Annotated in this window: 23 protein-coding genes and 1 tRNA gene; 18 read left to right on the top strand and 6 right to left on the bottom strand. The window is 72.1% G+C overall.

Annotated elements, in window-relative coordinates; translation table 11 throughout:
- The first annotated feature begins 7 nt into the window (after positions 1-7).
- Positions 8-1411: a dipeptidase gene (locus tag ABZ719_RS17180; protein ID WP_366725999.1), complete on the top strand. Its 1404-nt coding sequence runs from the start codon at positions 8-10 to the stop codon at positions 1409-1411.
- A 151-nt stretch (positions 1412-1562) separates the two neighbouring features.
- Positions 1563-2507, top strand: a complete 945-nt coding sequence (gene nudC, locus ABZ719_RS17175; protein WP_366725998.1) for an NAD(+) diphosphatase — start codon at positions 1563-1565, stop codon at positions 2505-2507.
- Between the two features lie 241 nt (positions 2508-2748).
- On the opposite strand, the gene ABZ719_RS17170 is transcribed toward nudC, so the two are convergent.
- The gene (locus tag ABZ719_RS17170; protein WP_037852025.1) at positions 2749-2991 is read right to left on the bottom strand and encodes a mycoredoxin; all 243 of its coding nucleotides are present in this window, start codon (positions 2989-2991) and stop codon (positions 2749-2751) included.
- Positions 2992-3078: 87 nt separating this feature from the next.
- Here ABZ719_RS17170 and ABZ719_RS17165 point away from each other — a divergent pair, with 87 nt between their 5' ends.
- From ABZ719_RS17165 to ABZ719_RS17145, 5 genes are all read left to right on the top strand, one after another.
- Complete coding sequence (locus ABZ719_RS17165) at positions 3079-5403, top strand: ATP-dependent DNA helicase UvrD2 (RefSeq protein WP_366725997.1); 2325 nt, start codon at positions 3079-3081, stop codon at positions 5401-5403.
- A gap of 165 nt (positions 5404-5568) precedes the next feature.
- Positions 5569-5889 carry a hypothetical protein gene (locus ABZ719_RS17160; protein WP_366725996.1) on the top strand — a complete coding sequence of 107 codons (321 nt, stop codon included), beginning with the start codon at positions 5569-5571 and terminating at the stop codon, positions 5887-5889.
- A gap of 175 nt (positions 5890-6064) precedes the next feature.
- Positions 6065-6433, top strand: a complete 369-nt coding sequence (locus ABZ719_RS17155; protein WP_037852019.1) for a WhiB family transcriptional regulator — start codon at positions 6065-6067, stop codon at positions 6431-6433.
- Positions 6430-6756 (top strand): hypothetical protein, encoded by a 327-nt coding sequence (locus ABZ719_RS17150; protein WP_366725995.1) that lies wholly within the window; start codon positions 6430-6432, stop codon positions 6754-6756. The genes ABZ719_RS17155 and ABZ719_RS17150 overlap by 4 nt, the downstream gene beginning before the upstream one ends.
- A gap of 131 nt (positions 6757-6887) precedes the next feature.
- On the top strand, positions 6888-7115 hold the full coding sequence (locus ABZ719_RS17145) for a hypothetical protein (RefSeq protein ID WP_366726084.1): 228 nt from the start codon (positions 6888-6890) through the stop codon (positions 7113-7115).
- Positions 7116-7128: 13 nt separating this feature from the next.
- Here ABZ719_RS17145 and ABZ719_RS17140 read toward each other — a convergent pair whose 3' ends face one another.
- Positions 7129-8496, bottom strand: coding sequence for an AarF/ABC1/UbiB kinase family protein (locus ABZ719_RS17140; RefSeq protein WP_366725994.1), 1368 nt, complete (start codon positions 8494-8496; stop codon positions 7129-7131).
- On the bottom strand, positions 8489-9703 hold the full coding sequence (locus ABZ719_RS17135) for a TOMM precursor leader peptide-binding protein (RefSeq protein ID WP_366725993.1): 1215 nt from the start codon (positions 9701-9703) through the stop codon (positions 8489-8491). Before ABZ719_RS17135 ends, ABZ719_RS17140 begins: the two co-directional genes overlap by 8 nt.
- Before the next feature lie 300 nt (positions 9704-10003).
- Here ABZ719_RS17135 and ABZ719_RS17130 point away from each other — a divergent pair, with 300 nt between their 5' ends.
- From ABZ719_RS17130 to ABZ719_RS17115, 4 genes are all read left to right on the top strand, one after another.
- A complete protein-coding gene (locus tag ABZ719_RS17130; RefSeq protein ID WP_366725992.1) occupies positions 10004-10600 on the top strand; it encodes a M48 family metallopeptidase in 597 nt (198 codons plus the stop codon).
- A 160-nt stretch (positions 10601-10760) separates the two neighbouring features.
- Entirely contained in the window at positions 10761-12476 is a 1716-nt protein-coding gene (locus tag ABZ719_RS17125) for a TerD family protein (protein WP_366725991.1), read from the top strand.
- Positions 12477-12487: 11 nt separating this feature from the next.
- Positions 12488-13168, top strand: coding sequence for an AIM24 family protein (locus ABZ719_RS17120; RefSeq protein ID WP_366725990.1), 681 nt, complete (start codon positions 12488-12490; stop codon positions 13166-13168).
- 19 nt (positions 13169-13187) lie between these two features.
- The gene (locus tag ABZ719_RS17115) at positions 13188-13943 is read left to right on the top strand and encodes an AIM24 family protein (protein ID WP_366725989.1); all 756 of its coding nucleotides are present in this window, start codon (positions 13188-13190) and stop codon (positions 13941-13943) included.
- 139 nt (positions 13944-14082) lie between these two features.
- Here the strand turns inward: ABZ719_RS17115 and ABZ719_RS17110 are convergent, their stop codons facing one another.
- Both ABZ719_RS17110 and ABZ719_RS17105 read right to left on the bottom strand, forming a co-directional pair.
- On the bottom strand, positions 14083-14598 hold the full coding sequence (locus tag ABZ719_RS17110) for an NUDIX hydrolase (protein ID WP_366725988.1): 516 nt from the start codon (positions 14596-14598) through the stop codon (positions 14083-14085).
- Positions 14595-16082: a zinc-dependent metalloprotease gene (locus tag ABZ719_RS17105; protein WP_366725987.1), complete on the bottom strand. Its 1488-nt coding sequence runs from the start codon at positions 16080-16082 to the stop codon at positions 14595-14597. Before ABZ719_RS17105 ends, ABZ719_RS17110 begins: the two co-directional genes overlap by 4 nt.
- A gap of 192 nt (positions 16083-16274) precedes the next feature.
- Between ABZ719_RS17105 and ABZ719_RS17100 the strand changes: the two genes are divergently transcribed.
- From ABZ719_RS17100 to ABZ719_RS17085, 4 genes are all read left to right on the top strand, one after another.
- Entirely contained in the window at positions 16275-17387 is a 1113-nt protein-coding gene (locus ABZ719_RS17100) for an SDR family oxidoreductase (protein ID WP_366725986.1), read from the top strand.
- 173 nt (positions 17388-17560) lie between these two features.
- On the top strand, positions 17561-18022 hold the full coding sequence (locus tag ABZ719_RS17095; RefSeq protein ID WP_366725985.1) for a molybdenum cofactor biosynthesis protein MoaE: 462 nt from the start codon (positions 17561-17563) through the stop codon (positions 18020-18022).
- A gap of 172 nt (positions 18023-18194) precedes the next feature.
- Positions 18195-18359, top strand: a complete 165-nt coding sequence (locus ABZ719_RS17090; RefSeq protein WP_199811499.1) for a hypothetical protein — start codon at positions 18195-18197, stop codon at positions 18357-18359.
- A 63-nt stretch (positions 18360-18422) separates the two neighbouring features.
- Complete coding sequence (locus ABZ719_RS17085; RefSeq protein ID WP_366725984.1) at positions 18423-19520, top strand: PDZ domain-containing protein; 1098 nt, start codon at positions 18423-18425, stop codon at positions 19518-19520.
- Positions 19521-19752: 232 nt separating this feature from the next.
- On the opposite strand, the gene ABZ719_RS17080 is transcribed toward ABZ719_RS17085, so the two are convergent.
- Entirely contained in the window at positions 19753-20295 is a 543-nt protein-coding gene (locus tag ABZ719_RS17080) for a PPA1309 family protein (protein WP_366725983.1), read from the bottom strand.
- A 175-nt stretch (positions 20296-20470) separates the two neighbouring features.
- Here ABZ719_RS17080 and ABZ719_RS17075 point away from each other — a divergent pair, with 175 nt between their 5' ends.
- The 3 genes from ABZ719_RS17075 (at position 20471) to ABZ719_RS17065 (ending at position 25817) form a co-directional block, all read left to right on the top strand.
- Positions 20471-23461: a UPF0182 family protein gene (locus ABZ719_RS17075; RefSeq protein ID WP_366726078.1), complete on the top strand. Its 2991-nt coding sequence runs from the start codon at positions 20471-20473 to the stop codon at positions 23459-23461.
- A gap of 380 nt (positions 23462-23841) precedes the next feature.
- Positions 23842-25614, top strand: coding sequence for a tetratricopeptide repeat protein (locus ABZ719_RS17070; RefSeq protein ID WP_366726077.1), 1773 nt, complete (start codon positions 23842-23844; stop codon positions 25612-25614).
- 129 nt (positions 25615-25743) lie between these two features.
- A tRNA-Met gene (locus ABZ719_RS17065) sits at positions 25744-25817 on the top strand.
- Positions 25818-25992: the final 175 nt, after the last annotated feature.

Raw genomic sequence — 25992 nt, 5'->3', positions numbered from 1 at the left:
CGGGAGCATGAGCCAGACCCCGGACAGCGCCGTCCGCACGTACATCGAGCAGCACCGCGCCGCCTTCCTCGACGACCTCGCCGAGTGGCTGCGCATCCCTTCCGTGTCGGCCCAGCCCGACCACGCGCCCGACGTACGGCGCAGCGCCGACTGGCTCGCCGCCAAGCTCAGGGAGACCGGTTTCCCCACCGCCGAGGTCTGGCAGACCCCGGGCGCCCCGGCCGTCTACGCCGAGTGGCCCTCGGACGACCCCGGCGCCCCCACCGTCCTGGTCTACGGCCACCACGACGTGCAGCCCGCCGCCCGCGAGGACGGCTGGGACACCGAGCCCTTCGAACCGGTCGTCCGGGACAACCGGCTCCACGCGCGCGGGGCGGCCGACGACAAAGGCCAGGTGTTCTTCCACACACTCGGTGTCCGCGCCCACCTGGCCGCCACCGGGCGCACCACCCCGGCCGTCCACCTCAAGCTGCTGATCGAGGGCGAGGAGGAGTCGGGCTCCCCGCACTTCCGCGCGCTGGTCGACAGCCGCGCCGACCGGCTCGCCGCCGACGCGGTGATCGTCTCCGACACCGGTATGTGGTCCGAGGACACCCCCACGGTGTGCACCGGCATGCGCGGACTGGCCGAGTGCGAGATCCGGCTGTACGGCCCGGACCAGGACATCCACTCCGGCTCCTTCGGCGGCGCCGTGCCCAACCCGGCGACCGCCGCTGCCCGCCTCGTCGCCGCGCTGCACGACGAACACGCGCGCGTGGCCGTCCCCGGCTTCTACGACGGCGTTGTGGAGCTGACCGACCGCGAACGCGCCCTCTTCGCCGAACTGCCCTTCGACGAGGCGCAGTGGCTGCGCACCGCCAGGTCGTACGCCACGCACGGTGAGGCCGGTCACACCACCCTGGAGCGCATCTGGGCCCGCCCCACCGCCGAGGTCAACGGCATCGGAGGCGGTTACCAGGGCCCCGGCAGCAAGACGATCATCCCGTCCACGGCCATGGTGAAGCTGTCGTTCCGTCTGGTCGCGGGCCAGGACCCCGACCACGTCGAGAAGGCCGTCCGCGCCTGGATCGACGAACAGGTGCCCGACGGGATCCGGCACGAGACGGTGTTCGGCGCGGCCACCCGCCCGTGCCTGACCCCGCTGGACCACCCGGCGCTGCAGTCCGTGGTCCGTGCCATGAGCAGGGCCTTCCAGACCCCCGTCCGCTTCACCCGTGAGGGCGGCTCCGGACCGGCCGCCGACCTCCAGGAGGTGCTGGACGCTCCCGTGCTCTTCCTGGGCATCTCCGTCCCCTCCGACGGCTGGCACGCCCCGAACGAGAAGGTCGAGCTGGACCTGCTGCTCAAGGGCGTCGAGACCAGCGCGTACCTGTGGGGCGATCTCGCCGGGCACTGGCGCGATGCTCCCTGACCCACCGCCGTCCGGGACGCCGCCGCACGAGGGCACACTGGAGGGGCCGCCCCGCGCCCTTGCCGTCCCGCCGCACCCGGCCCCCTCCTGCCGTACGTCCCGCTGAACCGCCGCCGAATCAACCGTTGCACCGGGGGAGTTGGAAGCACCCGTGACCACCTGGACCGACCACACCGCAGACCGCCCCGTCTCGCTCACCGCGCCCAGCGGCATCGACCGGGCCGCCCACCACCGGCTCGACGAGGCCTGGCTCGCCGCGGCATGGAGCCACCCCACCACCCGCTGCTTCGTGGTCTCCGGCGGCCAGGCCCTCATCGACGAGACACCCGACGGCCGCACCGAACTCGTCATGACGCCGTCCTTCGAGGCCCCCCTCACCGAGGCGCACCGCTACTTCCTCGGCACCGACGACGAGGGCGTCAGCTACTTCGCGCTGCAGAAGGACTCGCTGCCCGGCCGGATGGACCAGTCCGCGCGCCCGGCGGGACTGCGCGAGGCCGGCCTGCTGCTGTCGCCCCGCGACGCCGGTCTGATGGTGCACGCGGTGGCCCTGGAGAACTGGCAGCGGCTGCACCGCTTCTGCTCCCGCTGCGGTGAGCGCACCGTGATCGCCGCGGCCGGCCACATCCGCCGCTGCCCGGCCTGCGGCGCCGAGCACTACCCGCGCACCGACCCCGCGGTGATCATGGCGGTCACCGACGACGAGGACCGCATCCTCCTGGGCCGCCAGATGCACTGGCCGGAGGGACGCTTCTCCACGCTCGCCGGTTTCGTCGAGCCGGGGGAGTCCATCGAGCAGTCGGTGCGCCGCGAGGTCCACGAGGAGGTCGGCATCGCCGTCGGCGAGGTCGAGTACGTCGCCAGCCAGCCCTGGCCGTTCCCCTCCAGCCTCATGCTCGGCTTCATGGCGCACGCCACCTCCACCGACATCGACGTCGACGGCGACGAGATCCACGAGGCCCGCTGGTTCTCCCGCGAGGAGCTGCGCGCGGCGTTCGAGTCCGGCGAGGTCCTGCCGCCCTACGGCATCTCCATCGCGGCCCGGCTCATCGAACTCTGGTACGGCAAGCCGCTGCCGACGAGGACCTTCGTCTGAGCCACGCCCAGGCCCAGGCTTCGTTCCAGGCCCAAGCTCAAGGCCCAGGCCCAGGCCCAGGCCCAGGCCCAGGCCGCGCCGGGCCCGCGCCGAGCGCGGCAGTCCGGCAGGAGAGAACGCCGAGCCCCACGGCCGCGGTCCCGCAGGCGCAAGAAGGCGGCCCCCGAGTGATCCAGTGATCACGGGGGCCGCCTTCCGCGCGTGCCCGAGCACGGTTCCCCGCCCGGGGCAGGGGACGGACTCAGACGCCGATCTTCTGCTTGACCTGCGCCAGCGACGGGTTCGTCAGCGTCGACCCGTCCTCGAACAGCACGGTCGGCACCGTCTGGTTGCCGCCGTTCGCCTTCTCGACGAAGGCCGCCGACTCCGGGTCCTGCTCGATGTTGATCTCGTTGTACGCGATGCCTTCGCGGTCCATCTGGCTCTTGAGCCGGCGGCAGTAGCCGCACCACGTGGTGCTGTACATCGTCACAGTGCCCGGCATGTCTCTCGCGCTCCTTCAGCGGGTCGGGGACGTAGTGGTCGCAGTCGATGAACGTACGTCACCGCCCCCGGCATTCCCACGGGGGGTATGGGCGCCCGGGTGAGGCGGGTGAGTCCCGTCGCATTAGTACGACCGCGAGGGGCCGCCTGTGGACAACCAGCTCACCCGTCTCCCGCGACCTGGCAGCATGGCTGTGTGACAGCAGCAACGCACTCCACCCTCTTCCCGCAGGTACCGGACTCTGCCGACGCGGTGCTCGAAGGGCTCGACCCCGAGCAGCGCGAGGTCGCCACCGCGCTGCACGGCCCGGTGTGCGTGCTGGCGGGAGCCGGGACGGGAAAGACCCGCGCGATCACCCACCGGATCGCCTACGGCGTGCGCGCCGGGATCCTCCAGCCCTCCAGCGTCCTCGCCGTCACGTTCACCAACCGCGCCGCGGGCGAGATGCGCGGCCGGCTGCGCCAGCTCGGTGCCACGGGCGTCCAGGCCCGCACCTTTCACTCCGCCGCCCTGCGTCAGCTCCAGTACTTCTGGCCGAAAGCGGTCGGTGGAACCATGCCCCGGCTCGTGGACCGCAAGATCCAGCTCGTGGCGGACGCGGCCGCGGCCTGCCGCATCCGGCTGGACCGCGGCGAGCTGCGGGACGTCACCGCTGAGATCGAGTGGGCCAAGGTCACCCAGACCGTCCCGGCCGACTACGCCCTCGCAGCAGCGAAGGCCGGCCGCGAAACCCCCCGTGACCCGGCCGAGGTCGCCCAGCTGTACTCGGTCTACGAAGACCTCAAGCGGGACCGCTCGGTCATCGACTTCGAGGACGTCCTGCTGCTGACCGTCGCCATCCTCCAGGACCGTCGCGACGTCGCCGAACAGGTCCGCGCCCAGTACCAGCACTTCGTGGTGGACGAGTACCAGGACGTCAGCCCCCTGCAGCAGCGCCTGCTGGAACTGTGGCTGGGGGAGCGGGACAGCGTCTGCGTCGTCGGTGACGCCAGCCAGACCATTTATTCGTTCACAGGAGCAACTCCGGACCACCTCCTCGACTTCCGCGTCCGGCACCCGCAAGCCACCGTCGTCAAACTGGTCCGCGACTACCGCTCCACTCCCCAGGTCGTCCGTCTCGCCAACGGGCTGCTCGCCCAGGCACGCGGCCGCGCTGCCGACCACCGGCTGGAACTGGTCTCGCAGCGCCCCGCGGGCCCGGAGCCGGACTACACCGAGTACGCGGACGAGCCCGCCGAGGCCGAGGGCGCGGCCCGCCGCATCCACGACCTCATCGCCTCCGGGGTCCCGGCGAGCGAGATCGCGGTCCTGTTCCGGACGAACGCCCAGTCCGAGATCTACGAGCAGGCCCTGGCGGACGCCGGGGTGCCCTACCAGCTGCGCGGCGCCGAGCGCTTCTTCGACCGGCCCGAGGTCCGCAAGGCGAGCGTCGCCCTGCGGGCCGCCGCCCGCTTCGGAGGCAACGACTCCCTCCTCGACGAGGCCGTCGACCTGCCCTCCCAGGTGCGTGCCGTGCTGTCGGGCGAGGGCTGGACCGCCCAGCCCCCGGCCGGCTCGGGTGCCGTCAGGGAGCGCTGGGAGTCGCTGGCCGCGCTGGTGAACCTCGCCCGGGACTTCGCCGCCGCCCGGGCGGGCGCCACCCTCGCCGACCTCGTGGCCGAACTCGACGAACGGGCGAACGCCCAGCACGCCCCCACCGTCCAGGGAGTCACCCTCGCCTCCCTGCACTCGGCCAAGGGCCTGGAATGGGACGTCGTCTTCCTCGTCGGCGTCGGCGAGGGCATGATCCCCATCACCTACGCCAGGACGGACGAACAGATCGAGGAGGAGCGCCGCCTGCTCTACGTCGGCGTCACCCGCGCCCGCGAGCGCCTGCACCTGTCCTGGTCCCTGACCCGCACGCCGGGCGGTCGGCCCAGCCGTCGCCCCAGCCGGTTCCTCGACGGACTGCGCCCCGGCTCGGCCGCCGCGGCCGGCCGGGGCGGCCGGGGCGCGGCCGGCGGGATCGAACGCGGGACCGCGCCGGCCGCGGGAGCGGCGGCCCGGGGGACGCAGGCCGCCCCCCGGCGGACGCAGCGGGTTCCGGCCCGGTGCCGGGTCTGCGGCCGCACCCTCACCGACGCCGGCGAGATGAAACTGATGCGCTGCGACGATTGCCCCTCCGACATGGACGAGGGCCTGTACGAGCGGCTGCGCGAGTGGCGGGAGGAGCAGGCGCGGCTCAGCGGGCAGCCCGCCTTCTGCGTCTTCACCGACAGGACCCTGATGGCGATCGCCGAGGCCGCCCCCGACGACGCCCGCGAGCTGGCGCGCATCCCCGGTGTGGGGACACGTAAGCTGCGCCGTCACGGAGCCGATGTTCTCGCCATCTGCACAGGTCAGGAGCGTACGGGCGAAGTGATCGACGGCTGATGCGAACTCGTCGGAAAAATAGTTTGCGCATGCCCGGGGAATCCCCATAGGTTCTTGGTCACGGGAACAGCGGTCTTCCTCGAGGCCCTGACTCCGTGTTGTACTTGCATATCCGTACGGACTGGTTCACCCCAGTCCCCCAGACGCCGAGAGGAGGCGAGTCCAGTGATCAGCATCAAGAGCAGCTTCTTCAGCACCGCCAAAATGACCGATCGCTCGGTCGCTTCCCTGTGCATGCTCGGCGTCTCGGACCAGGGCACCGGTGTGTCCGGCGTTCGCGCCGTGCGCTCCGAGTCCTCCCTGTCCATCGCGGGTCTTCCTGTCCGCGAGCGCAATGAGCGACCGACCGAGGCACTGGAAGCAGTAGCGGCACAGGCGCATGCCTATGCCTTTGCGGCGGCCGGTGCCGGTATCCGGAAGCAGACGACGCAGCACCACCTGATGTGGGCCTTCCGTGGGCCAGAACCCTGGAGTGATCCAGCCTGATCGTCGATCAGGCCGGCGCCTTCAGGGCCGCGGAACCCCATCCGGGATCCGCGGCCCTTCTGTTTTCCCCGAACGGGGACGACGGACCGAAGGGGCCTCGGGACAAGAAAAGAACCCGGTACCCAGCCGACACCCGGCCGACCCGGCCGGACCGACCAGACGAGGAAGACCACCCGTGCAACTCGAAGCGCACGCCCCGTCCGTACCGCCTTCCGACACGATCCCCAAGCCCGGTCTCACGGAGGACCCCGCCTTGATCCCGCTCACCGCGCTCACCGCGCTCGACGACGCCATCGAGAACCTCGGCGTGCCCGTCCCCTGCCGTTCCTACGACCCGGAGGTCTTCTTCGCCGAGTCGCCGGCGGACGTGGAGTACGCCAAGTCCCTGTGCCGCACCTGCCCGCTGATCGAGGCCTGCCTCGCCGGTGCCAAGGAGCGGCGCGAGCCCTGGGGCGTCTGGGGCGGCGAACTGTTCGTCCAGGGCGTTGTCGTCGCCCGGAAGCGGCCGCGTGGCCGCCCGCGCAAGAACCCGGTTGCGGCATGAACATCGCAGGAACCATCGATCGTCCCCTCACGCACGACCCCCAGAAGCAGGCCCCGATGAAGCCGTCCGCCCCCAGCGAGCCCGCAGGCTCCGCCACCGAAGACGTCACCACCACCGGCGCGAACGACTCGCGACAGAACAGGACCCGAGAGATGCAACTCATCCCAGAAGCCATGGCTCGTGCGCATATGCAGGAGCGGCTGCACGAGGTGGAGCGCGAACGCCTGGCCGTGCGCCTGGTGACCGCCCGCCGCATGCAGCGCCGCGCCGAGCGCGCCTCGCGGCGCGCCCGCCGCGCGCTCGCCATGGCGGTCATGCAGTAACCGCCACACCGCTCAGCGGTGGCCTCCCGGCCGGGAAGGCGCCTCTGCGTCCGCGGGGCCGGTCCGTTCACACGGACCGGCCCCGCGGTGCGTCACGCCCGCCGTCCCCGGCGCGGAGGTATCGTCACCCCGTGACGCGTCCCTGCGCAGACCCCGACGGAGAGCCCGGCACCCACGGCGCCGGCGGCGAGGCGCGGCGCCCGCCCGTGAGCTGCGCCCGCTGCGGCACCACGGCGCCGGAACCGCCCCCCACCTGGACCTGTTCCGTCGAGCACGGAGTCCACCGCTACTTCTGCGATGCCTGCTCCCGTGAACACCTGCGGTCGATCGAGGGGCGGCTCGACTCCGCCTGGTGGTGATCCCCCGTGCGGCTCACGCCTCGACGACGGCCTCTTCCTCCTCCTCAGCCCCGGTGACGAAGCCCGGCAGCCACTCCTCCAGCTCATCCCTCAGCCGCACCGTGGCGCCCAGCTGGCACAGGACACCGATCGTGCTGAGCGTCACACGATGGATCAGCAGGTACGACGGGGGCAGATTGAGCCGCTTGCCCAGCTGGTAGGCGGGGGAGCGGGGATCGGCGATGCGGGCCGCCTGGCTGCGCATCCAGCCCCGCGTGAACGTGAACTCCTCCACCTGGGCCGGTTCGATGATCGGCAGCAGGTAGTCGAGCACGGCGTCCGGGTCCAGCTCGATCGACTCCTTGACGAAGCCCTCCGCGCACAGCATGTCGTAGACCGCGTCGGCCTCGCCGTCCAGCGTCATCCGCAGGGACGCGCCGATCGGCTCCGGCAGGCCGCCGGGCAGCCGGTCGACGGTGCCGAAGTCCAGCACACCCAGACGCCAGTCGTCCTCACCCCCGGGGCCGCCGGGGAGCAGGCGGAAGTTGCCCGGGTGCGGGTCGGCGTGGAGCAGGCCGGTGCGGGCGGGGCCCGAGAACAGGAACCGGGCGAGGAGCTGGCCGGCGCGGTCGCGCTGCTCCTGGGTACCGTCCGCGATCACCTCCGCCAGCGGGACACCGTCGATCCACTCGGTGACCAGGACCTGCTCGCACTGGTGGACCACCGCCGGGACCAGGACGTCCGGGTCGTCCGCGAACTCCTCCGCGTGCGCCTGCTGCGCCTCCGCCTCCAGGCCGTAGTCCAGTTCCTCGGAGACCCGGTCCTTCAGCTCCGCGATGAGGGGCTTGATGTCCATGCCGGGGATCAGCGGCCCCAGCAGGCGGGCGAACCTGCTCAACTGCACCAGGTCGGACAGCAGGGCCTCACCGGCACCGGGGTACTGGACCTTGACCGCCACCTCACGGCCGTCGTGCCACACCGCCCGGTGCACCTGGCCGATGGAGGCCGCCGCGGCCGGTTTGTCCTCGAACTCCTCGAACAGCGCACGCCAGTCCGTCCCGAGCCGCTCCTCCAGCACGGCGTGCACGGTGCGCGTCGGCATGGGCGGTGCGGCTTCCTGGAGCTTGGTCAGGGCCGCCCGGTAGGGGCCGGCGACCTCCTCGGGCAGCGCCGACTCGAAGACGGACAGGGCCTGCCCGAACTTCATCGCGCCGCCCTTCAGCTCGCCGAGCACCTTGAAGAGCTGATCGGCCGTGCGCTGCTGCAGCTCCCGGCCGACGATCTCCGCTGACTCGCCGACGATCCGTTTGCCGAGGCCCCAGGTCGCTCTCCCGGCGAAGCCGAGCGGGAGCGCGGCGAGCTTGGCGGTCCGGGTGACCGCCTTCCGGGGAAGATCAGACATGCGCCCTCCAAGTCCCAGCAAGCCGTGTCGCGTCCGCCTGCGGGCGGGGCGTGGACGACGGCCGTTGCCCAGCCATTGTCGCGCGTGGACCGGCCTCCTTTGGGGTGTCTTCCGCCACGGAATCGCGCACCGCCCCGCAGGCGCAGTCCGGATGCGGCCACACCGGGCGCCCGTGCCAGTTCAGCGCGGGCGCCGAGACCTCCCACCGGGCGCCGGCGCTGGAGGGCGAGTCCCCGTCCAGGAAGGCCAGCGCGTGGGCCGCCGCCAGTCCCGCGACGGTCGTGGCGAGGGCCAGGTCGCAGGGACGTACGCGGGGCTGCCTGCCGGACCGCCACTGGGCCACCAGCCGCGGCCACGTCTCGTCCCGGTCCGCGCGCCCCCGGTGCAGACACTCCGCGCAGCTCGTCAGCCCGGGCAGCACCAGGGGCCCCACGACACCCGTGGCCTCCACCACCCCGGCGTACAGATGAGGGGTGCCCGACGCGATCAGCGGAGCCGCCGCGGCCGGATCGGGCGCGTACACCGAGACGTCGTCGCGCGGGGCGAGGACGACCAGTGAATGACCGGTCTCCTCCGCCCCGGACGGCGCCCCCCGGCCGTGGCGCACCGGACGGTCCGGGGCGGCCCGGCGCACGGCCCGGCGCGCCGCGGCGTCCCTGCGCTCACCCACGGCGTCGGCGGGCAGCCCTCCGGGGGCGACGTCCCACGGTTCCACGCAGCCGCCGTCCATCACCTCGACCTCGCCGACACCCGCGCCGGACAGCAGGGCGGCCAGCACCGCCCCCACCCGGCCCGCGCCGCGCACCTGCACCCGCATACCGCGCCGGGCGGCCAGCCGGTCGATCGCCTCACCCGGTTCACGGGACAGGACGGACAGGGCGGCGAGGTCGGGCCCCAGCCGGTCCATGACCTCCTTCCTCGCCCGCAGCTCACCGGCCTCCGCGCCGCCCCCGTGCGCGTCGTCCAGAAGACCGGCGCGGGCCAGTCGCTCCACGAGCAGGTCGACGTGCCCCTCGGGCAGGTCCATGCGGTGGCCCTGTTCCCGCAGCAGGGGCAGACCGCGTGTGCCGTTGAGCAGGTCGAGGAAGCTTCCCGTCGCGGTGTCGACGGGCCCCAGGGTCAGAGCGTGCGCGGGTGTCATCCCGAACTGCACGGTGTTGAGATCGCGCCAGCCGCGCCGCAGCGCGGGTTTCACCATCGGATGCATGAGCGGCCCCCGTAGCCGGATGGATGAGACAGCAGGAAGAGAAACGGATGCGACAGAAGGAAGAGGAGGGGAAAGAGAGGGCGGACGGGAAGGAGAGAGCTGGAAGAGAGGCACGGCCTGCCGGGGGAGCCGGTCATCGCTCCGCCGACGAGTGCCAGCATGCCCGCTGCCGCCGGACGGTGCCGAAAGTTGTCCACAGGCGGCGGGATTCGTCGTACGAATCGGACCGTCGGTGGGGGATCGGCGGGGAACCGTCCGGCAGCCGGGACTTCCACCACGTACACCCGGTAACGTCGGGGCGTGTCCGCCGACCCACTGCACCGCGCCGGAACGCCGCAACGCGGCAAGACGAGCCCGCCGCCGAGCGGCTCGGCGGCGAGTCCCATCGAGGTCCGCAGGAGTACCCGCCGCCGCAGGACGGTCTCCGCCTACCGCGACGGCGACCGCACCGTCGTGCTCATCCCCGCCCGGATGTCCGAGGCGGAGGAGCGGCGCTGGGTGAACGTCATGCTCGGCAAGCTGGCCGCCCAGGAGAGCCGCCGGTCGCCCGGTGACACGGAACTGGCCGCACGCGCCGCCCGGCTCTCGGCGCAGTACTACGACGGCAGGGCGCGGCCCGCCTCGGTCCGCTGGGTCACCAACCAGAACACCCGCTGGGGCTCGTGCACCCCGGCCGAGGGCAGCATCCGGCTCTCCCACCGTCTCCAGGGCATGCCCGAGTACGTCGTCGACTACGTACTCCTGCACGAACTGGCCCACCTGCTGGTGCCGGGTCACGGCCCCGGCTTCTGGCGGCTCCTGGAGGCCTACCCCCGCACCGAGCGGGCCCGCGGCTACCTGGAGGGGGTGGCCGCGGCGGCGCGGCTGCCGCATCCGCCCGCAGAACCGGGCGAGTGAGCGGCTCCTCCCTCCCGCGGCGCGCGGGCGCCCCGAGGGGCGTACGCCACGGCCGCGCGGGGATTGTGTACCGGGTCTGTACCGGCTCGGTCCGGTGTCGGACTTTGCCGTTAGCCTGACGCGACGCACTCGCACTCGGGATGGGGGACGGTCGTTACGCATGCCCAGGGAATTCCAACGCGGCCACAAGGCCAGGATCAGTTACCTGACCGCGGGCACGGATCTGTACGTGGGAGTACAGATCTCCGGCCCCGGACTGACCTTCGACATCAGCTGCTTCGGACTCGACGCCGGGGAACGGCTCTCCGACGACCGGTACTTCGTCTTCTTCAACCAGCCGAAGTCCCCGGAGGAGGCCATCCAGCTGCTGGGCGCGCAGGCCGGCGACACGGAGTCCTTCAGGGTCACGCTCGACCGGATCCCGCCGCAGATCCAGAAACTGTCGTTCACGGCGACCATCGACGGCGCGGGGCAGATGTCGCAGATCGCCTCCGGCTACCTGCGCATCGTCGCGGGCGGCGAGGAGGTGGCCCGGTACGCCTTCACCGGTGCGGAGTTCTCCACCGAGCGCGCCGTGATGCTGGGGGACATCTACCTCAAGGACGTCTGGCGGTTCGCTGCGGTCGGACAGGGGTTCGACGGCGGCCTCGAGGCCCTCCTGAAGAACTTCGGCGGCGAGGTGCTGGAAGAAGAGGCACCCGCCCCGGCAGCACCGCAGCAGGCGCAGTCGGGCGGGGCACCTGGCTTCGCCCCGCCCGCCCAGGCGGCCGCTCCCCCCGCCTTCGGCGCCCCCGCCGGCCCGCCGGCGCCCGCCTCCCCGCCCCCGCCGGCACCCGCTCCGGCCCCGCCGCAGCCCGCCGCCCAGGGCTACGCGCCGCCCCCCGGATCCACTCCGCAGCCCGGCCCGCCGGCCCCGGCGCCCGCCCCCTCCGTGCACGCCGCGCCGACCCTCATCGCGCCCGTGAACCCGCCCGGAGGCACCGTCCCGCCGCCGGCCCCGGCCCCGGCGCCCTACGGCCGGCCGGGTCATCAGCCGCCGTACGGCCGGCCGGCCCCCGGACCGGCGGCACCTCCGCCCCCGGGCTACGGCCAGCCCCCGGCCCCCCACGCCCCGACCGCACCGCCCGGTTACGGCCGGCAGCCGCAGTTCGGGCAGGTCCCCGGGCAGCCCGCCCCCTACGGGGCTCCCCAGGGCGGCGGTCACGCACCCCAGGGCGCCGGTGTGGCCGCCGCGTTCCAGCAGTTCAAGGAGACGCCCACCGGTCAGCGCTGGACGCTGCAGAACGGCAAGCTGATCCGCGCCGACCTCGGCACGGGCGGGCAGCCGGTCCTCGCCCGGCAGGGCAGCATGGTGCTCTACCAGGGCAAGGTCGACTTCAGCTACAAGGGCGCCGGCTTCGCGGGGCGCGTCGTCGGCAACGCCACCGGCCAGGAGATGCAGCTCATGCGCTGCACGGGCCAGGGCCAGGTGTTCTTCGCCGAGAACTCCGCCCACCTGCACCCGGTCGAACTGCAGGGCGACGCGATCTGCGTCTCGGCGGAGAACGTCCTCGCCTTCGACGAGAGCCTGCAGTACGAGGTCCGTCGCATCGAGGGGCACGGCATCCCCGGCGGCGCGCTGTTCACGATGCAGTTCCAGGGCACCGGCACCGTCGTCGTCAAGACGCACGGCACGCCCGTCGTCCTGCCGGTGACCCCGACGACGTTCGTCGACTCCAACGCCGTCGTCGCCTGGTCCGCCGCCGCTCAGGTGATCGTCTCCAGCCAGGTGCGCATGCGCCGCAACGCCTATCCGGGACACACCGGGGAGGGCGTCAACCTGCAGTTCCGGGCCGCGCCCGGCAACTTCGTCGTCGTCCAGCCCTACGAGGTCTGAGGGAGCCCGTCATGAACCAGCCGCTCGCGGGCTACGCCCCCGCACCCGTCACCGCCCGTATGGAGAACCACGGCAGCCACATGCTGAAGGTCGCCATGCAGACCGGGAACGACCTCTTCGCGCGCGTGGGGTCGATGGTCGCCTATGAGGGCTTCGTCCAGTACGAGCCCAACCCGCCGGCCGTGCGCCAGATCGCCCGGGACTGGATCACCGGGGAGGGCGCGCCGCTGATGAAGTGCACCGGCGACGGCCTGCTCTACCTCGCCGACTACGGTGCCGACGTCGTCGTCATCAACCTGGCCGGGGACGCCATCTCGGTCAACGCCACCAACCTGCTGGCCTTCGACGCGCACCTCCAGTGGGGTGTGGAGCGGGTCAAGGGACTGGCGAAGTTCGCCGGGCAGGGGCTGTGGAACACCAAGATCTCCGGCCAGGGGTGGGTCGCGCTGACCTCCCGCGGCAAGCCGATCGTCGTCGACTGCGGCGGCGGGGAGGACGAGACCTACGTCGACCCGGACGCGCTCGTCGCCTGGTCACCGAACCTGAAGGTGAAGGGCAAGCGCAGCTTCAAGGCGCAGTCCCTGATCGGGCGGGGCAGCGGCGAGGCCTACCAGATGGCGTTCTCCGGACAGGGCATCGTCGTCGTCCAGCCCAGCGAGGACAGCACCGACCGCCTCCGGATCCGGGGCTGAGGGGGAGAAGGACAGACACATGCAGAGCCCGCTTTTCGCCTTCAACGACGTCCAGAGCCAGGAGCGCTGGAGCCTGCAGAACAAGCAGCTGCTGCGCGTCGTCCTGGAGGGCCACGACGACATCCTCGCCCGCAAGGGGACGATGGTCGCCTACCAGGGCATGGTCGAGTTCGACGCCGAGTACCAGAACAACAGCCAGGGGCGCGCGCGTGCCTACACGGGTGAGGGCCTGGACCTGATGCGCTGCCACGGGCAGGGCACCGTCTTCCTCGCCAACCTCGCCCAGTACGTGCACGTCATGGACGTCGAGCAGGACGGCCTCACGGTCGACGGCAGCTACGTCCTGGCGATGGACTCCTCGCTGCACCACGAGGTCATCGCCGTCGACAGCATGTACGGCATCTCCGGCTCGGGGAAGTACCAGCTGAACATCACCGGGCGCGGCAAGGTGGCCCTGATGACCTCCGGGGCGCCGCTGATGATGCAGGTGACGCCCGACAAGTACGTCAACTGCGACGCGGACGCCATCGTCGCCTGGTCCACGGGGCTGCGAGTGCAGATGCAGGCCCAGACCCACTCCTCGGGGGTGTGGCGGCGCCGCGGCAGCACGGGGGAGGGCTGGGAGCTGAGCTTCATGGGCAGCGGCTACGCGCTCGTCCAGCCCAGTGAGCTGCTGCCGCCGCAGAACGCGGTGATCGGGCAGGGCCTCGCCGCGCAGTTCGGCATGGGCCAGCAGGGGGCCCGGGGGCAGAACCAGGGCAACGCCTGGAGCTGAGCGCAGGCCCTGGACCGAGCGGAAGGCCGGGGCCCGAGCCGGTGTAAGGGGCGACCGCCCAGGCGGGCGCCCCTTACAGCTGCGAACAAAAGGGGCGCCCGGTTCCCCTTTTGTCCGCAGCTCTTACACCGTCACCTCGTCAGAGCCTGGCGAGGGTGGCCCGCACCAGCCGGACGACCGAGTCGTCCGCGACGCCGCCGACCTCGTCGTAGGCGAACCAGCGCAGGTCGAGCGACTCGTCGCTGATGGCCTCCACGGCCCCCGGCGGGGCGATCGCCGCGTACTGGACGTCCAGGTGCCAGGCGCACGGCGTGAGGTGGCGGTCCAGACGGACCGGGCCGCCGGGCAGCAGGCCCAGTCCCGCGATGCCCGACTCCTCGGTCGCCTCGCGCAGGGCGGCGCCCGCCAGGGTGGCGTCCTCCGGCTCGCAGTGGCCGCCCATCTGCAGCCACATGCGCATCTTCTTGTGCAGGGTCAGCAGCACCCGGCCGCGCTCGGGGTCGATCACCAGGGCGCTCGCCGTGATGTGCCCGTCCGGGCAGGCCTTCCACATGCCGTCCGGGTGTGCGGCCAGGTGGTCCAGGTAGGCCTGGCGCAGCTCCGTCTGGTCCTCGTAGCCCTTCAGCACGAGGACCGTGTCGTCGAAGAGGCTCACTCGGCGCCGTCGCCCCGGCCGTCGGTGCCCCTGCCGTCGTCATCCTTGCCGTCGCCCTCGTCGTGCGCGGCCGTGTCCTTCTTGCGCAGGTCGGGCTTGCCGGACGCGCCGCTCGCGGCCTCGCCGAGCATCTTGTCCAGCTCGGAGAAGTCGAGCTGCTCGCGGTGCACGAAGCCGTCCGGGTCGTCCAGGTCGGCGGCGGTCGGAAGCATGTCCGGGTGGGCCCACAGGGCGTCCCGGCCCTCGACCCCGCGCGCGTCCGTGAGCGAGGCCCACAGGCGCGAGGCGTCGCGCAGCCGGCGCGGACGCAGCTCCAGGCCGATCAGCGTGGCGAACGTCTGCTCGGCCGGGCCGCCCGAGGCCCGGCGGCGGCGCAGCGTCTCCCGCAGCGCGTCGGCGGACGACAGACGGGGCTTCGCGGCGGCGTGCACCACCGCGTCCACCCAGCCCTCCACGAGCGCCAGGGCGGTCTCCAGACGCGCCAGGGCGGCCTTCTGCTCCGGGGTGTCCTCCGGCTGGAACATGCCCTGCTGGAGGGCGTCCTGCAGCTGCTCGGGGTTCTGCGGGTCGAACTGGCCGACCACGTCCTCCAGCTTGGCGGTGTCGACCTTGATCCCGCGCGCGTACCCGTCGACCGCGCCGAACAGGTGCGAACGCAGCCACGGCACGTGCGCGAACAGCCGCTGGTGGGCGGCCTCGCGCAGCGCCAGGTACAGCCGCACCTCCTCCTGGGGCACTCCCAGGTCCTTGCCGAACTTCTCCACGTTCACCGGGAGCAGCGCGGCCTTGCCGGCCGGGGCGAGCGGCAGGCCGATGTCGGTCGAGCCGACGACCTCGCCGGCCAGCACGCCCACGGCCTGCCCGATCTGCGTGCCGAACATGGCGCCGCCCATGGAGCGCATCATGCCGATGAGCGGGCCGGCCATGGCCTGCATCTCCTCGGGCAGTACGTCGCCCATGGCGTTGCCGACGCGCTCGGCGACCGGGTCGACCAGCTCCTGCCACGCCGGAAGGGTCGCCTCGACCCACTCCGCGCGCGACCACGCCACCGTCGAGGTGGCGCCCGAGGGCAGGGACGTCGCGTCGTCCAGCCACAGGTCGGCCAGGCGGACGGCCTCCTGGACGGCGGTGCGCTCGGCGGCGCCGACGCTGGCGTCCTTGGTGCCGTCGGAGGTGCCCTGGGAGACCGTCTGGCGGGCGATCTGCTTGGCCATGTCCCAGTTCACCGGGCCGCCCTCGTAGGAGAGCATCTGGCCGAGCTGCTGGAAGGCGGCGCCCAGGTCGGTGGGGTTCAGCGAGCCGAACATCGCTGCGAGCGGATTGTCGGCGCCGGGCCCGCCAAAGCCTCCGGCTCCGGGCAGCCCGAAACCGAACGGGTTGGCCGGCCCCTGCCCACCGCCGCTCTGCTGGTCCTTCTTCTTGCCCTCGTCGCCGTCGTCCGGCTCCTCCGGCGGAAGGCCGAATCCGAATGGGGTGTCACTCACGGGGTTCCTCGGCTGGTAAGGCCACCGGTTCTTTCCGGCGGCACGGCTGCCCGACAACACCACCCAGCGTAGACACCGTGAGCGGTTCGGGGCTCGGTGCTTCGCCGACAGGACGCCTGCGGCAGGATGGATGCCACCTGGTACGTACGCGTCATTCGCGCCCGTATGGAAGACAACCGCTGGAGACGCCCGGTGAGTTCCCCAGATCCACAGGTTCGCGCAGCGCGAAACCATGAAAGCACCCCCGCCGTCCGCGGGCCCGTCGTCGCGGTCACCGGAGCCGCGAGCGGGGTCGGTGCCCTGCTCACCGAGCGGCTGGCCGCGTCCGCCGAGGTCAGGCAGGTCATCGCGATCGACGAGCGGCGCGGGGAGTGCGCGGCGGCGCAGTGGCACGTCCTCGACGTGCGGGACCCGGCGATCGCCGACCGGCTGCGCGGCGCCGACGTCGTGGTCCACCTGGCGCTCGACCTCGACCTGGAGACCGACCCCGCCGCGCGCAGCGCCTACAACGTCCGGGGGACGCAGACCGTGCTGACCGCGGCAGCCGCGGCCGGCGTGCACCGGGTGGTGCTGTGCACCTCGGCGATGGTCTACGGGGCGCTGCCCGAGAACGAGCTGCCGCTGTCCGAGGACGCGGAGCTGCGGGCGACCGCGGAGGCGACCGGCGTCGGGGACCTGCTGGAGATCGAGCGGCTGGCGCGGCGCGCGCCGCGGGCGCACCCCGGCCTCAACGTCACCGTCGTCCGCCCCGCCGTCCTGGTCGGCGGCACCGACACCGCGCTGACCAGGTACTTCGAGTCGCCCCGGCTGCTGGTGGTGGCCGGGTCGCGGCCCGCCTGGCAGTTCTGCCACGTCGAGGACCTGTGCAGCGCGCTGGAGTACGCCGTGCTGGAGAAGGCGGAGGGGGAGCTGGCCGTCGGCTGCGACGGCTGGCTGGAGCAGGAGGAGGTCGAGGAGCTGAGCGGGATCCGGCGGATGGAGCTGCCGTCGGCGGTCGCGCTCGGCGCGGCGGCCCGGCTCCACCGGATCGGGCTGACCCCGTCCCCGGCCGGGGACCTCGCCTACACGATGTACCCGTGGGTGGTCAGCGGGAGCCGGCTGCACGACGCCGGGTGGCGGCCGAAGTGGACGAACGAGGAGGTCCTCGCGGAGCTGCTGGAGGAGGTCACCGGGCGGCACACCGTGGCCGGACGCCGGCTCGGACGCAAGGACGCGACGGCCGCGGGTGCGGCGGGTGCGACGGTCGCGCTGCTGGGCGCCGCCGCGGTGGTGCGCCGGGCCCGCAAGGCGCGACGCCGCATCTGACGGGCAGCCGCCCCGCCCGGCCGCCCCGTCTGACCGCCCGGCGTGGCTGCCGTAGCCGGGGGCTCCCGTCCGGCCGGGCCGCCCGGCGTCGTAGGAGGCTCCAAACCCGTACGCGCGGGTGCGGGGCGATCACGCTATTCCGTGTCCCCGCGCGCGTGCGGCACGATGGGGGCATGGCACCCATCCACGATCACCCGGGCGAGTACGCGGCCGGCGACCCCATCAAGCTCATCGGCATCCGCGAGACCGCGCTGTCCCTGGACGAGGTCTTCCGGGCCGTCGGGGACGACGCGGCCGGGGGGACGGCGCTGTTCGTGGGGACCGTGCGCAACCATGACGGGGGCGCCGACGTCGACGAGCTGGGGTACTCCTGCCACCCCAGCGCCGAGGCCGAGATGCGGCGGATCGCCGAGAAGGTCGTGGCCGAGTACCCGGTGCGGGCGCTCGCCGCCGTCCACCGGGTGGGGGATCTGAAGGTCGGCGATCTCGCTGTCGTCGTCGGCGTGTCGTGCCCGCACCGGGGCGAGGCCTTCGAGGCCTGCCGGAAGCTGATCGACGACCTCAAGCACGAGGTGCCGATCTGGAAGCACCAGAAGTTCTCCGACGGCACGCAGGAGTGGGTGGGGGCCTGCTGAGACGGGGCGGTGCCCGTGGGGCCGCGCCGGGTGACGTGGCCGCTCCGCGGTGCCGCTCCCGTGCCGCGTCCCCGGTTGCGTAACCGGCACCCTGGCCCGAGCGTTGTCAGTGCGGATGGTTAATCTGCTGATCAGTCACTCGCGGTCGCTCGATTGGGGTAGGGAGGTCGGCATGGCAGCGCTCGCCTGGTTGCTGATTCCACTCGTGGCCGGGATAGCCGCCGGTCTGTGGGGGAGCTGGGCCAACCGCACGCGCAGGATCCGCAGCGACGGCCCCGAACTGGACGGGTACAACCGCTTCCGCGAAGCCATGGAGAGGTCCACGTCCGGCACCTGAAGCGGGGACGTCGGACGGCCGCCCTGACGGTGCGCCGACAGGCCCGTCCCGTACTGTCGAGACATGCCACGCCGCACCGCGACGATGCTCGCCTCCACCCTGATGCTGATCGCGCTCCTGTGCGCGGGAGTCTTCCTCCCGGTGCCGTACTCGGAGATGTCCCCGGGACCCACGGTCAACACCCTCAGTGAGCACGACGGCGAGCCGGTGCTGCAGGTCAGCGGGCACAAGACCTATCCGACGGACGGCCATCTGAACATGACCACCGTCCGGGTCACCAGCCCCGACTACCGGATGAACCTCGTGGAGGCCGTCTACGGCTGGCTCGCCCACGACAACAAGATCGTCCCGCACGACACGCTCTACCCGGACGGCAAGACCGAGGAGCAGTCCACCCAGGAGAACGCCGAGGAGTTCAGCCAGTCCCAGGAGAGCGCGAAGGTCGCCGCGCTGAAGGAGCTGGGCATCCCAGTGCAGAGCTGGGTGATCGTCTCGACCGTGGTCAAGGGCACCCCGGCGCAGGGCAGGCTGCACGCCGGTGACGTCATCAAGGCCGTGGACGGCACCCCGGTCAAGGAGCCCGCCGACGTCGCCAAGCTGGTCACCAAGCACAAGCCGGGCCAGGACGTCGTCTTCACCATCGTCCCCGCCAAGGACCAGGCCGCCGCCGAGAAGGCGCACAGGACGGCGACGGCCACCAAGGACGTCACCCTCACGACGGCGCGGTCCGACGACGGCGGTCCCCAGCGGGCCGTCGTCGGGATCTCCGCGGGGACCGACCACACCTTCCCGTTCACGATCGACATCAAGCTGGCGGACGTCGGCGGTCCCAGCGCCGGCCTGATGTTCGCGCTGGGCCTCTACGACAAGCTCACCCCGGGCAGTCTGACCGGCGGCAAGTTCGTGGCCGGCACCGGGACGATCGACGACGACGGCAAGGTCGGGCCGATCGGCGGCATCGAGCTGAAGACCATCGGCGCACGCGACAAGGGCGCCCAGTACTTCCTGACGCCCGCCGACAACTGCGCGGCCGCCGCGAAGGACACGCCCTCCGGACTGACCCTGGTCAAGGTCGGCACCATCGGCGACGCGCTCGGCGCCCTCAAGGACATCCGCTCCGGCAGGACGGCCGACCTGCCGACCTGCACGGCCAAGGGCTGACCCGGCACCTGTCCCGAAGCGGCCGTGCGCGGCCGGAGCCCCATGGCCCCGGCCGCGCACGCTCACTGCCCCGCACAGCCCCCGCCGCGCTCACAGCCCTCCACGGGCCGCCCGTACAGCCCCCGGCGCCTCAGAGAGCGCCCCCAGCGCCCCAGCGCCCCCCGCCCCCTGGAAGCCCCGAGGCGCCCCGCGCTCGCGGAGCGCGCCCCCCCCCCGCAAGCCCCCCCGCGCCTCAGTCCTCGAACGTGGCCGCCAGAGCCTCCGCCAGGCCCGGTACCAGCCCGGAGCCGGTGAGGACCTCCGTGGCGGAGTCCTTCTCCCGCAGGCGCAGCGCCGAGTCCCGGGAGCCGTCGCGCAGCACGGCGACCGTCATGCGGACCTCCTGGCGCTCGGGGTGGCCTGCCACCCACTGGGTGAGCTTCGCCTCGTCCAGTCCCTGCGGGACCTGGGCCTCGGCGGACGGCGGCAGCATCAGGCGCTCCACGGTGAGCGCGCAGCCCGCGACCGCGTCGGGCCAGGCGATCGTGGCGAGGAACTCGTCGAGCGGGCGGTCCGCGGGGACCTCGTCCTGCTCGATCGGGGTGAGACCGGAGGTCTCCGGCTCGTCCTGGAGGCCGAGCTGGGCGGCGAGGGCGGGTTCCTCGGTCCGCAGCCGTGCGGTGTCGACGAGGGCGAAGAGGCGAGCGGGCTGGTCCCAGCCGAGGCCGGAGGCGTACTCGTCGATCTCGAGTACGGCCCGGGTGAGCGGGTTCGCTGCCATGGGAGTGTTGGACATGGTCACAATCCTGCCTCGTTCCCGGCCGGAATCGGGAACCGAATAAACGGTGAGTAAGTTGCATAGGTGTGCGCCCCCGATCGGAGGACGCACCGTACGGTCCGCGGACACGGGGGCCTGACGCAACGACAGCGAACCACCAGCGAACTTCGAGGTGCGCACCTTGGCTTTCCAGATGCCGGACCGCGGCGGAGGCCCGTCCGGGCCGCGGATCAGAGTCGGCCGCCCGTCCCGGCGAGCCCGGACCCTGCTGATGACACTGGGCGCCCTTGCCGCTCTCGGCATCGCGTTCACGATGTTCGCGGGTTTCTGGACGGACTGGCTGTGGTACCGGTCGGTGCACTACTCGTCCGTGTTCACCACCACACTGTGGACCAAGATCGGGCTGTTCCTCGTCTTCGGCCTGCTGATGGCGCTGGCCGTGGGGTTCAACGTCTGGCTCGCGCACCGGCTGCGGCCCCCGCTGAGCGCCATGTCGATGGAGCAGCAGAACCTCGACCGCTACCGGATGGGCATCGCGCCGTACAAGAAGTGGCTGCTGTGCGGGATCACGGCGGTGGTGGGCCTGATCGCGGGGGCCTCCGCCGCCGGCCAGTGGCGGACCTGGCTGCTGTGGGTCAACGGCGTGCCCTTCCACAAGACCGACCCGCAGTTCCACCTCGACGTCTCGTTCTACGCCTTCGACCTGCCCTGGTACCGCTTCCTGCTGGGCTTCGGCTTCGCCGCCGCGATCCTGTCCCTGATCGCCGCGGTGCTGACCCACTACCTGTACGGCGGACTGCGGGTCACAAGCCCCGGCGCGCGGGCCACGGCCGCGGCCACCGGGCACCTGTCGGTCCTGCTCGGTGTCTTCGTCGCGCTGAAGGCCGTCGCGTACTGGCTCGACCGGTACGGGCTCGCGGTCAAGTCCAGCGACTTCAAGGCCACCGACAACTGGACGGGCCTGCGATACGTCGACGCCAACGCCTACCTGCCGGCCAAGACGATCCTGTTCTGCATCGCCGTCATCTGCGCGCTGCTGTTCTTCGCCACGCTGTGGCGGCGCACCTGGCAGCTGCCGGTGATCGGCTTCGGTCTGATGGTGCTCTCGGCGATCCTCATCGGCGGTCTGTACCCGGCGATCGTCCAGAAGTTCCAGGTGCAGCCCAACGAGCAGGCCAAGGAAGCACCGTACGTCGCGAAGAACATCGAGGCGACGCGTGAGGCGTACGGCATCGACCACACCGAGGTGTCCGACTACGACGGCACGAGCAGCACCAAGGACAGGTCGGCGCTGCGCGACCAGGTGGACAAGACGGCGAGCGTCCGCATCCTCGATCCGAACATCGTCTCGCCCACCTTCCAGCAGATCCAGCAGATCCGCGGGTTCTACACCTTCCCGAACAACCTGGACGTGGACCGGTACCCCACCAAGGACGGCAAGGTCCAGGACACCGTCGTCGGCCTGCGCGAGCTGAACTTCGACGGCATCAAGAAGAACTGGATCAACAGCCACTTCCGTTACACCCACGGGTACGGCGTGGTCGCCGCCAAGGGCACCGAGGCCAGCAACGGCGAGCCGGTCTTCACCGAGAAGAACCTGCCGTCCTCCGGCGACCTCGGCTCGTACGAGCAGCGCGTCTACTACGGCGAGAAGACCACCACCTACTCGATCGTCGGCGGTCCCCAGAAGGAGATCGACTACTCGAACAACGACGGTGAGAAGACCACCAGTTACCGGGGCGAAAGCGGCGTCAGCCTGTTCAGCCCGGTCAACCGGGCCGCGTACGCGCTGGCGTTCGGCGAGCCGCAGATCCTGTACTCCGGGGCCATCGGGGACGGTTCGCGGATCCTGTACAACCGCACGCCCAAGGAGCGCGTCGAGGCGGTGGCGCCCTGGCTGACCATCGACGGTGACGCCTACCCGGCGGTGGTCAAGGGCCGCATCCAGTGGATCGTCGACGCCTACACGACGACCAACGGCTATCCGTACGCCTCCCGTACGACGCTGGGCGACACCACGGCCGACTCGCTGACGTACAACAACAACCAGCGTGCGGTGGTGGCCCAGCAGAACCAGGTCAACTACATCCGCAACTCGGTGAAGGCGACCGTCGACGCCTACACCGGTGAGGTCAAGCTGTACCAGTGGGACACCCAGGACCCGGTCCTGAAGACGTGGATGAAGGCCTTCCCCGACACGGTGCAGCCGAAGTCGGCCATCTCCTCCCAGCTGATGGAGCACCTGCGCTACCCGCAGGACCTGTTCAAGGTCCAGCGCGAGCTGCTCACCCGCTACCACGTGCAGGACGCGCAGACCTTCCTCAGCAGCAGCGAGGTGTGGCAGGTGCCCGACGACCCGACGAACAAGTCGGGCAACGCGGTGCCGCCGTACTACCTGACCATGAAGATGCCCGACCAGGCGTCCCAGGCGTTCTCGCTCACGACGACGTTCACGCCCAACGGCCGGGACAACCTCAGTGCGTTCATGGCGGTCGACTCGCAGGCGGGCACGTCCGACTACGGCAAGATCAGGATCCTGAAGCCGAGAAGCACGACGGTCGGCGGCCCGAAACAGGTGCAGAGCCAGTTCAACTCCAACTCCTCGCAGAACATCGCCGAGTTCGTGAAGCTCATCAGAGGCGGCGATTCGGAGATCGAGTACGGCAACCTGCTCACCATCCCGCTCGACGGCGGATTCCTCTACGTCGAACCGGTCTACGTGCGCGGCGGACAGCTCAAGTACCCGCTGATGCGCAAGGTCCTGGTGACCTACGGCGGGGCCACCGCGTTCGAGGACAGTCTCGGCCAGGCCCTCGACAAGGTCTTCGGGACCTCCGGTGCCGCGAACCCGCCGCCGGACACGGGGACCGGCACCGGCAACCCGCCGACGTCGAGCAGTCCGACGGTCCGGCAGGCACTGGAGGACGCCCAGAAGGCGTTCGACGAGGGCCAGACCGCGCTGAACAAGAAGCCGACCGACTGGCAGGCGTACGGCAAGGCGCAGCAGGAACTGCAGGACGCGCTCAAGCGGGCCGAGGACGCCCAGGCCGAGGCCCAGAAGCAGAGCAGCGGCAAGAACGGCGCTGCCAGGAACGGTGACGCCACAACCGGTGGCGCAAAAACCGGCGGTGCCGGGAATGGTGACGCCAAGAACGGAAATGACAAAAGCGGGAACGGAACCTGACCGTTCCTGACCGACTCGGAGGCCCGGATCCCGATGCGGATCCGGGCCTCCGCAATGTGCGAACGCATGTACCGACCCGCCGGACCGCCGTGCCGCCGAGGGGAGTTGGGCGATCTGTGTTTGACTTGTCTCTCTGTGGGCATGTCGACAAAACGCTGAAGTGACCTCAATGGCTGCGGTATACCAGGTGTACCCAGGTTGCAGGTGGTGCGACGATGGACGTTATGGGGGACAAGGTAACTCTGTTCGAGTCAGGGCGATTTGTGCAGACTTCCGATCGCGGGCCGGCCGAGGAGCCCGCGGGGGCCGGAAGCGCGCACCCGTACGCAACCGGTACACGTCACGCCGGCACGGACCGGACCGGTACGGTCCCGCTCGGCCTGGACGGGGCCGGTGCCGACGGGACCGGCAGCGACGAGACCGGCGCGGTCGCCGACGAGGTCGCCGAGCTGGCGCGCCGCCGGCTCGCCGCCGAGGCCGGTGACGTCGAGGCGATGAGCGTGCTCGGGGCCATGCTGCTGCGCCGCGGCGACCTCGACGGAGCCGAACCCCACCTGCGTGCCGCCACCGCGGCCGGTGACCGGGCGGCGGCCAACAACCTGGGAGTCCTCCTCCAGCAGCGCGGCTACGCCGACGAGGCGGCCGGCTGGTGGCGTATCGCCGCCGTCGCGGGCTCGGCCCCGGCCGCCCACGCGCTCGGACGCCACCACCGCGAGCGCGGCGACGAGCCCGCCGCCGAGTACTGGCTGCGCCAGTCCGCCGAGCAGGGCCATGTCCTGGGCGCCTACGCACTCGCCGACCTGCTCGAACACCGTGCCGACGCGGAGGCCGAGCGGTGGATGCGCGTCGCCGCCGAGCGGGGGCACCGGGAGGCCGCGTACCGCCTGGCGCGGGCACTGGACCGACGGGCCGGGGAGTCCACCGCGGACAGCGGCGCGGGCCCGCCGGCGGAGGCCGAGCAGTGGTACCGGCAGGCCGCCGCCCGCGGGCACCGGCGTGCCGCGCTCCACCTGGGCGCGATCCTGGAGAAGCGGGGCGAACTGAAGGAGGCCGGCCGCTGGTACCTGACGTCCGCCAAGGACGGCGAGGCGCGGGCGGCCTGCGCGCTCGGCTTCCTGCTGCGCGACGCCGGAGACACCGAGAGCGCCGCCGTGTGGTGGCTGCGCGCCGCCCAGGACGGCGACGGCAACGCGGCGAACGCGCTGGGCGCGCTGCACGCCGAGCGCGGCGAGACGCAGACCGCCGAGCGCTGGTACCGCGCGGCGATGGACGCCGGTGACGTCAACGGGGCGTACAACCTGGCGCTGCTCTGCGCCGAGCAGGGACGCACCCCCCAGGCCGAGCAGTGGTACCGGCACGCGGCCTACGCCGGTCACCGGGAGGCCGCGAACGCGCTGGCGGTCCTGCTGCTCCAGGGCGGGGACACGACCGGCGCGGAGCCGTGGTTCTCCAAGGCGGCCGAGGCCGGCAGCGTCGACGCCGCCTTCAACCTGGGCATCCTCTACGCGGGGCGCGGCCTGGAGGCCGAGGCGCTGCGCTGGTACGAGCGGGCGGCGGCGGCCGGACACACCGAGGCGGCCCTCCAGGTGGGGATGGCCCGGCTGCGCGGCGGCGACGAGCGGGAGGCCGAGCGGCACCTGCGGTGCGCGGCCGGCGGGGGGAGCGCGGAGGCCGCGTACCGGCTGGCGTCCCTGCTCGACGCGCGCCGTCCGCCGCCGCCCGCGCACGAACTCGGGGAGTCGGTGATCCACGAGAAGACCGAGTGCGAGGAGTGGTACGAGCGGGCGGCCTCCCAGGGCCACCGTCGCGCGCAGGTGCGGGTGGGCATGCTGGCCGCCGCGCGCGGGGACGTGGTCGAGGCGGCACGGTGGTACCGGGAGGCCGCGGAGGCCGGCTCCCGCAACGGCGCGTTCAACCTCGGGCTGCTGCTCGCCCGGGAGGGCAGCGAGCCGGAGGCGGTCCTGTGGTGGACCCGGGCCGCCGACGCCGGGCACGGGAGGGCGGCGCTGCGGCTGGCCCTCGTCTGCGCGCGGCGGGGTGAGCTGGCCCAGGGGCAGCGGTGGGCCGACCGGGCCGTGGCGCTGGGCCCGCGCGAGGTCGCCCAGCGGGCGGCACGGCTGCGGGACGCGCTGCGCGAGGAACTGTCGGCGTGAGGTCCGCGGGCCGCCGCGGCGTGACGCCCCGCGGTCCGCGGAGCGGCGCCCCGCGGTCCGCTGCCGGTGGGGGCCAGGAGAAGCGATTTGCTTCTTCTCCCGTCGGTCACGTAGTGTTCTATTCATCGACGCGGGGTGGAGCAGCTCGGTAGCTCGCTGGGCTCATAACCCAGAGGTCGCAGGTTCAAATCCTGTCCCCGCTACTGAAGGCCGAGGGCCGGAATCCGATCAGGATTCCGGCCCTCGGTGCGTTGTCCCGGCGGCCGGCCGGCCCCGCCCGTACCCCCCCGTTATCTTCTTCGCGGTCCTGCAAGAGGGCCGCTGGCCTCCGGGCCCGGTATGACTGTTGCCCCCTGTCGAGTGGATGACCTGGGGGGT

Source organism: Streptomyces sp. NPDC006743 (genome assembly GCF_040703815.1).
Taxonomy (GTDB): domain Bacteria; phylum Actinomycetota; class Actinomycetes; order Streptomycetales; family Streptomycetaceae; genus Streptomyces.
This window is presented reverse-complemented; position numbering and strand designations above follow the sequence as displayed.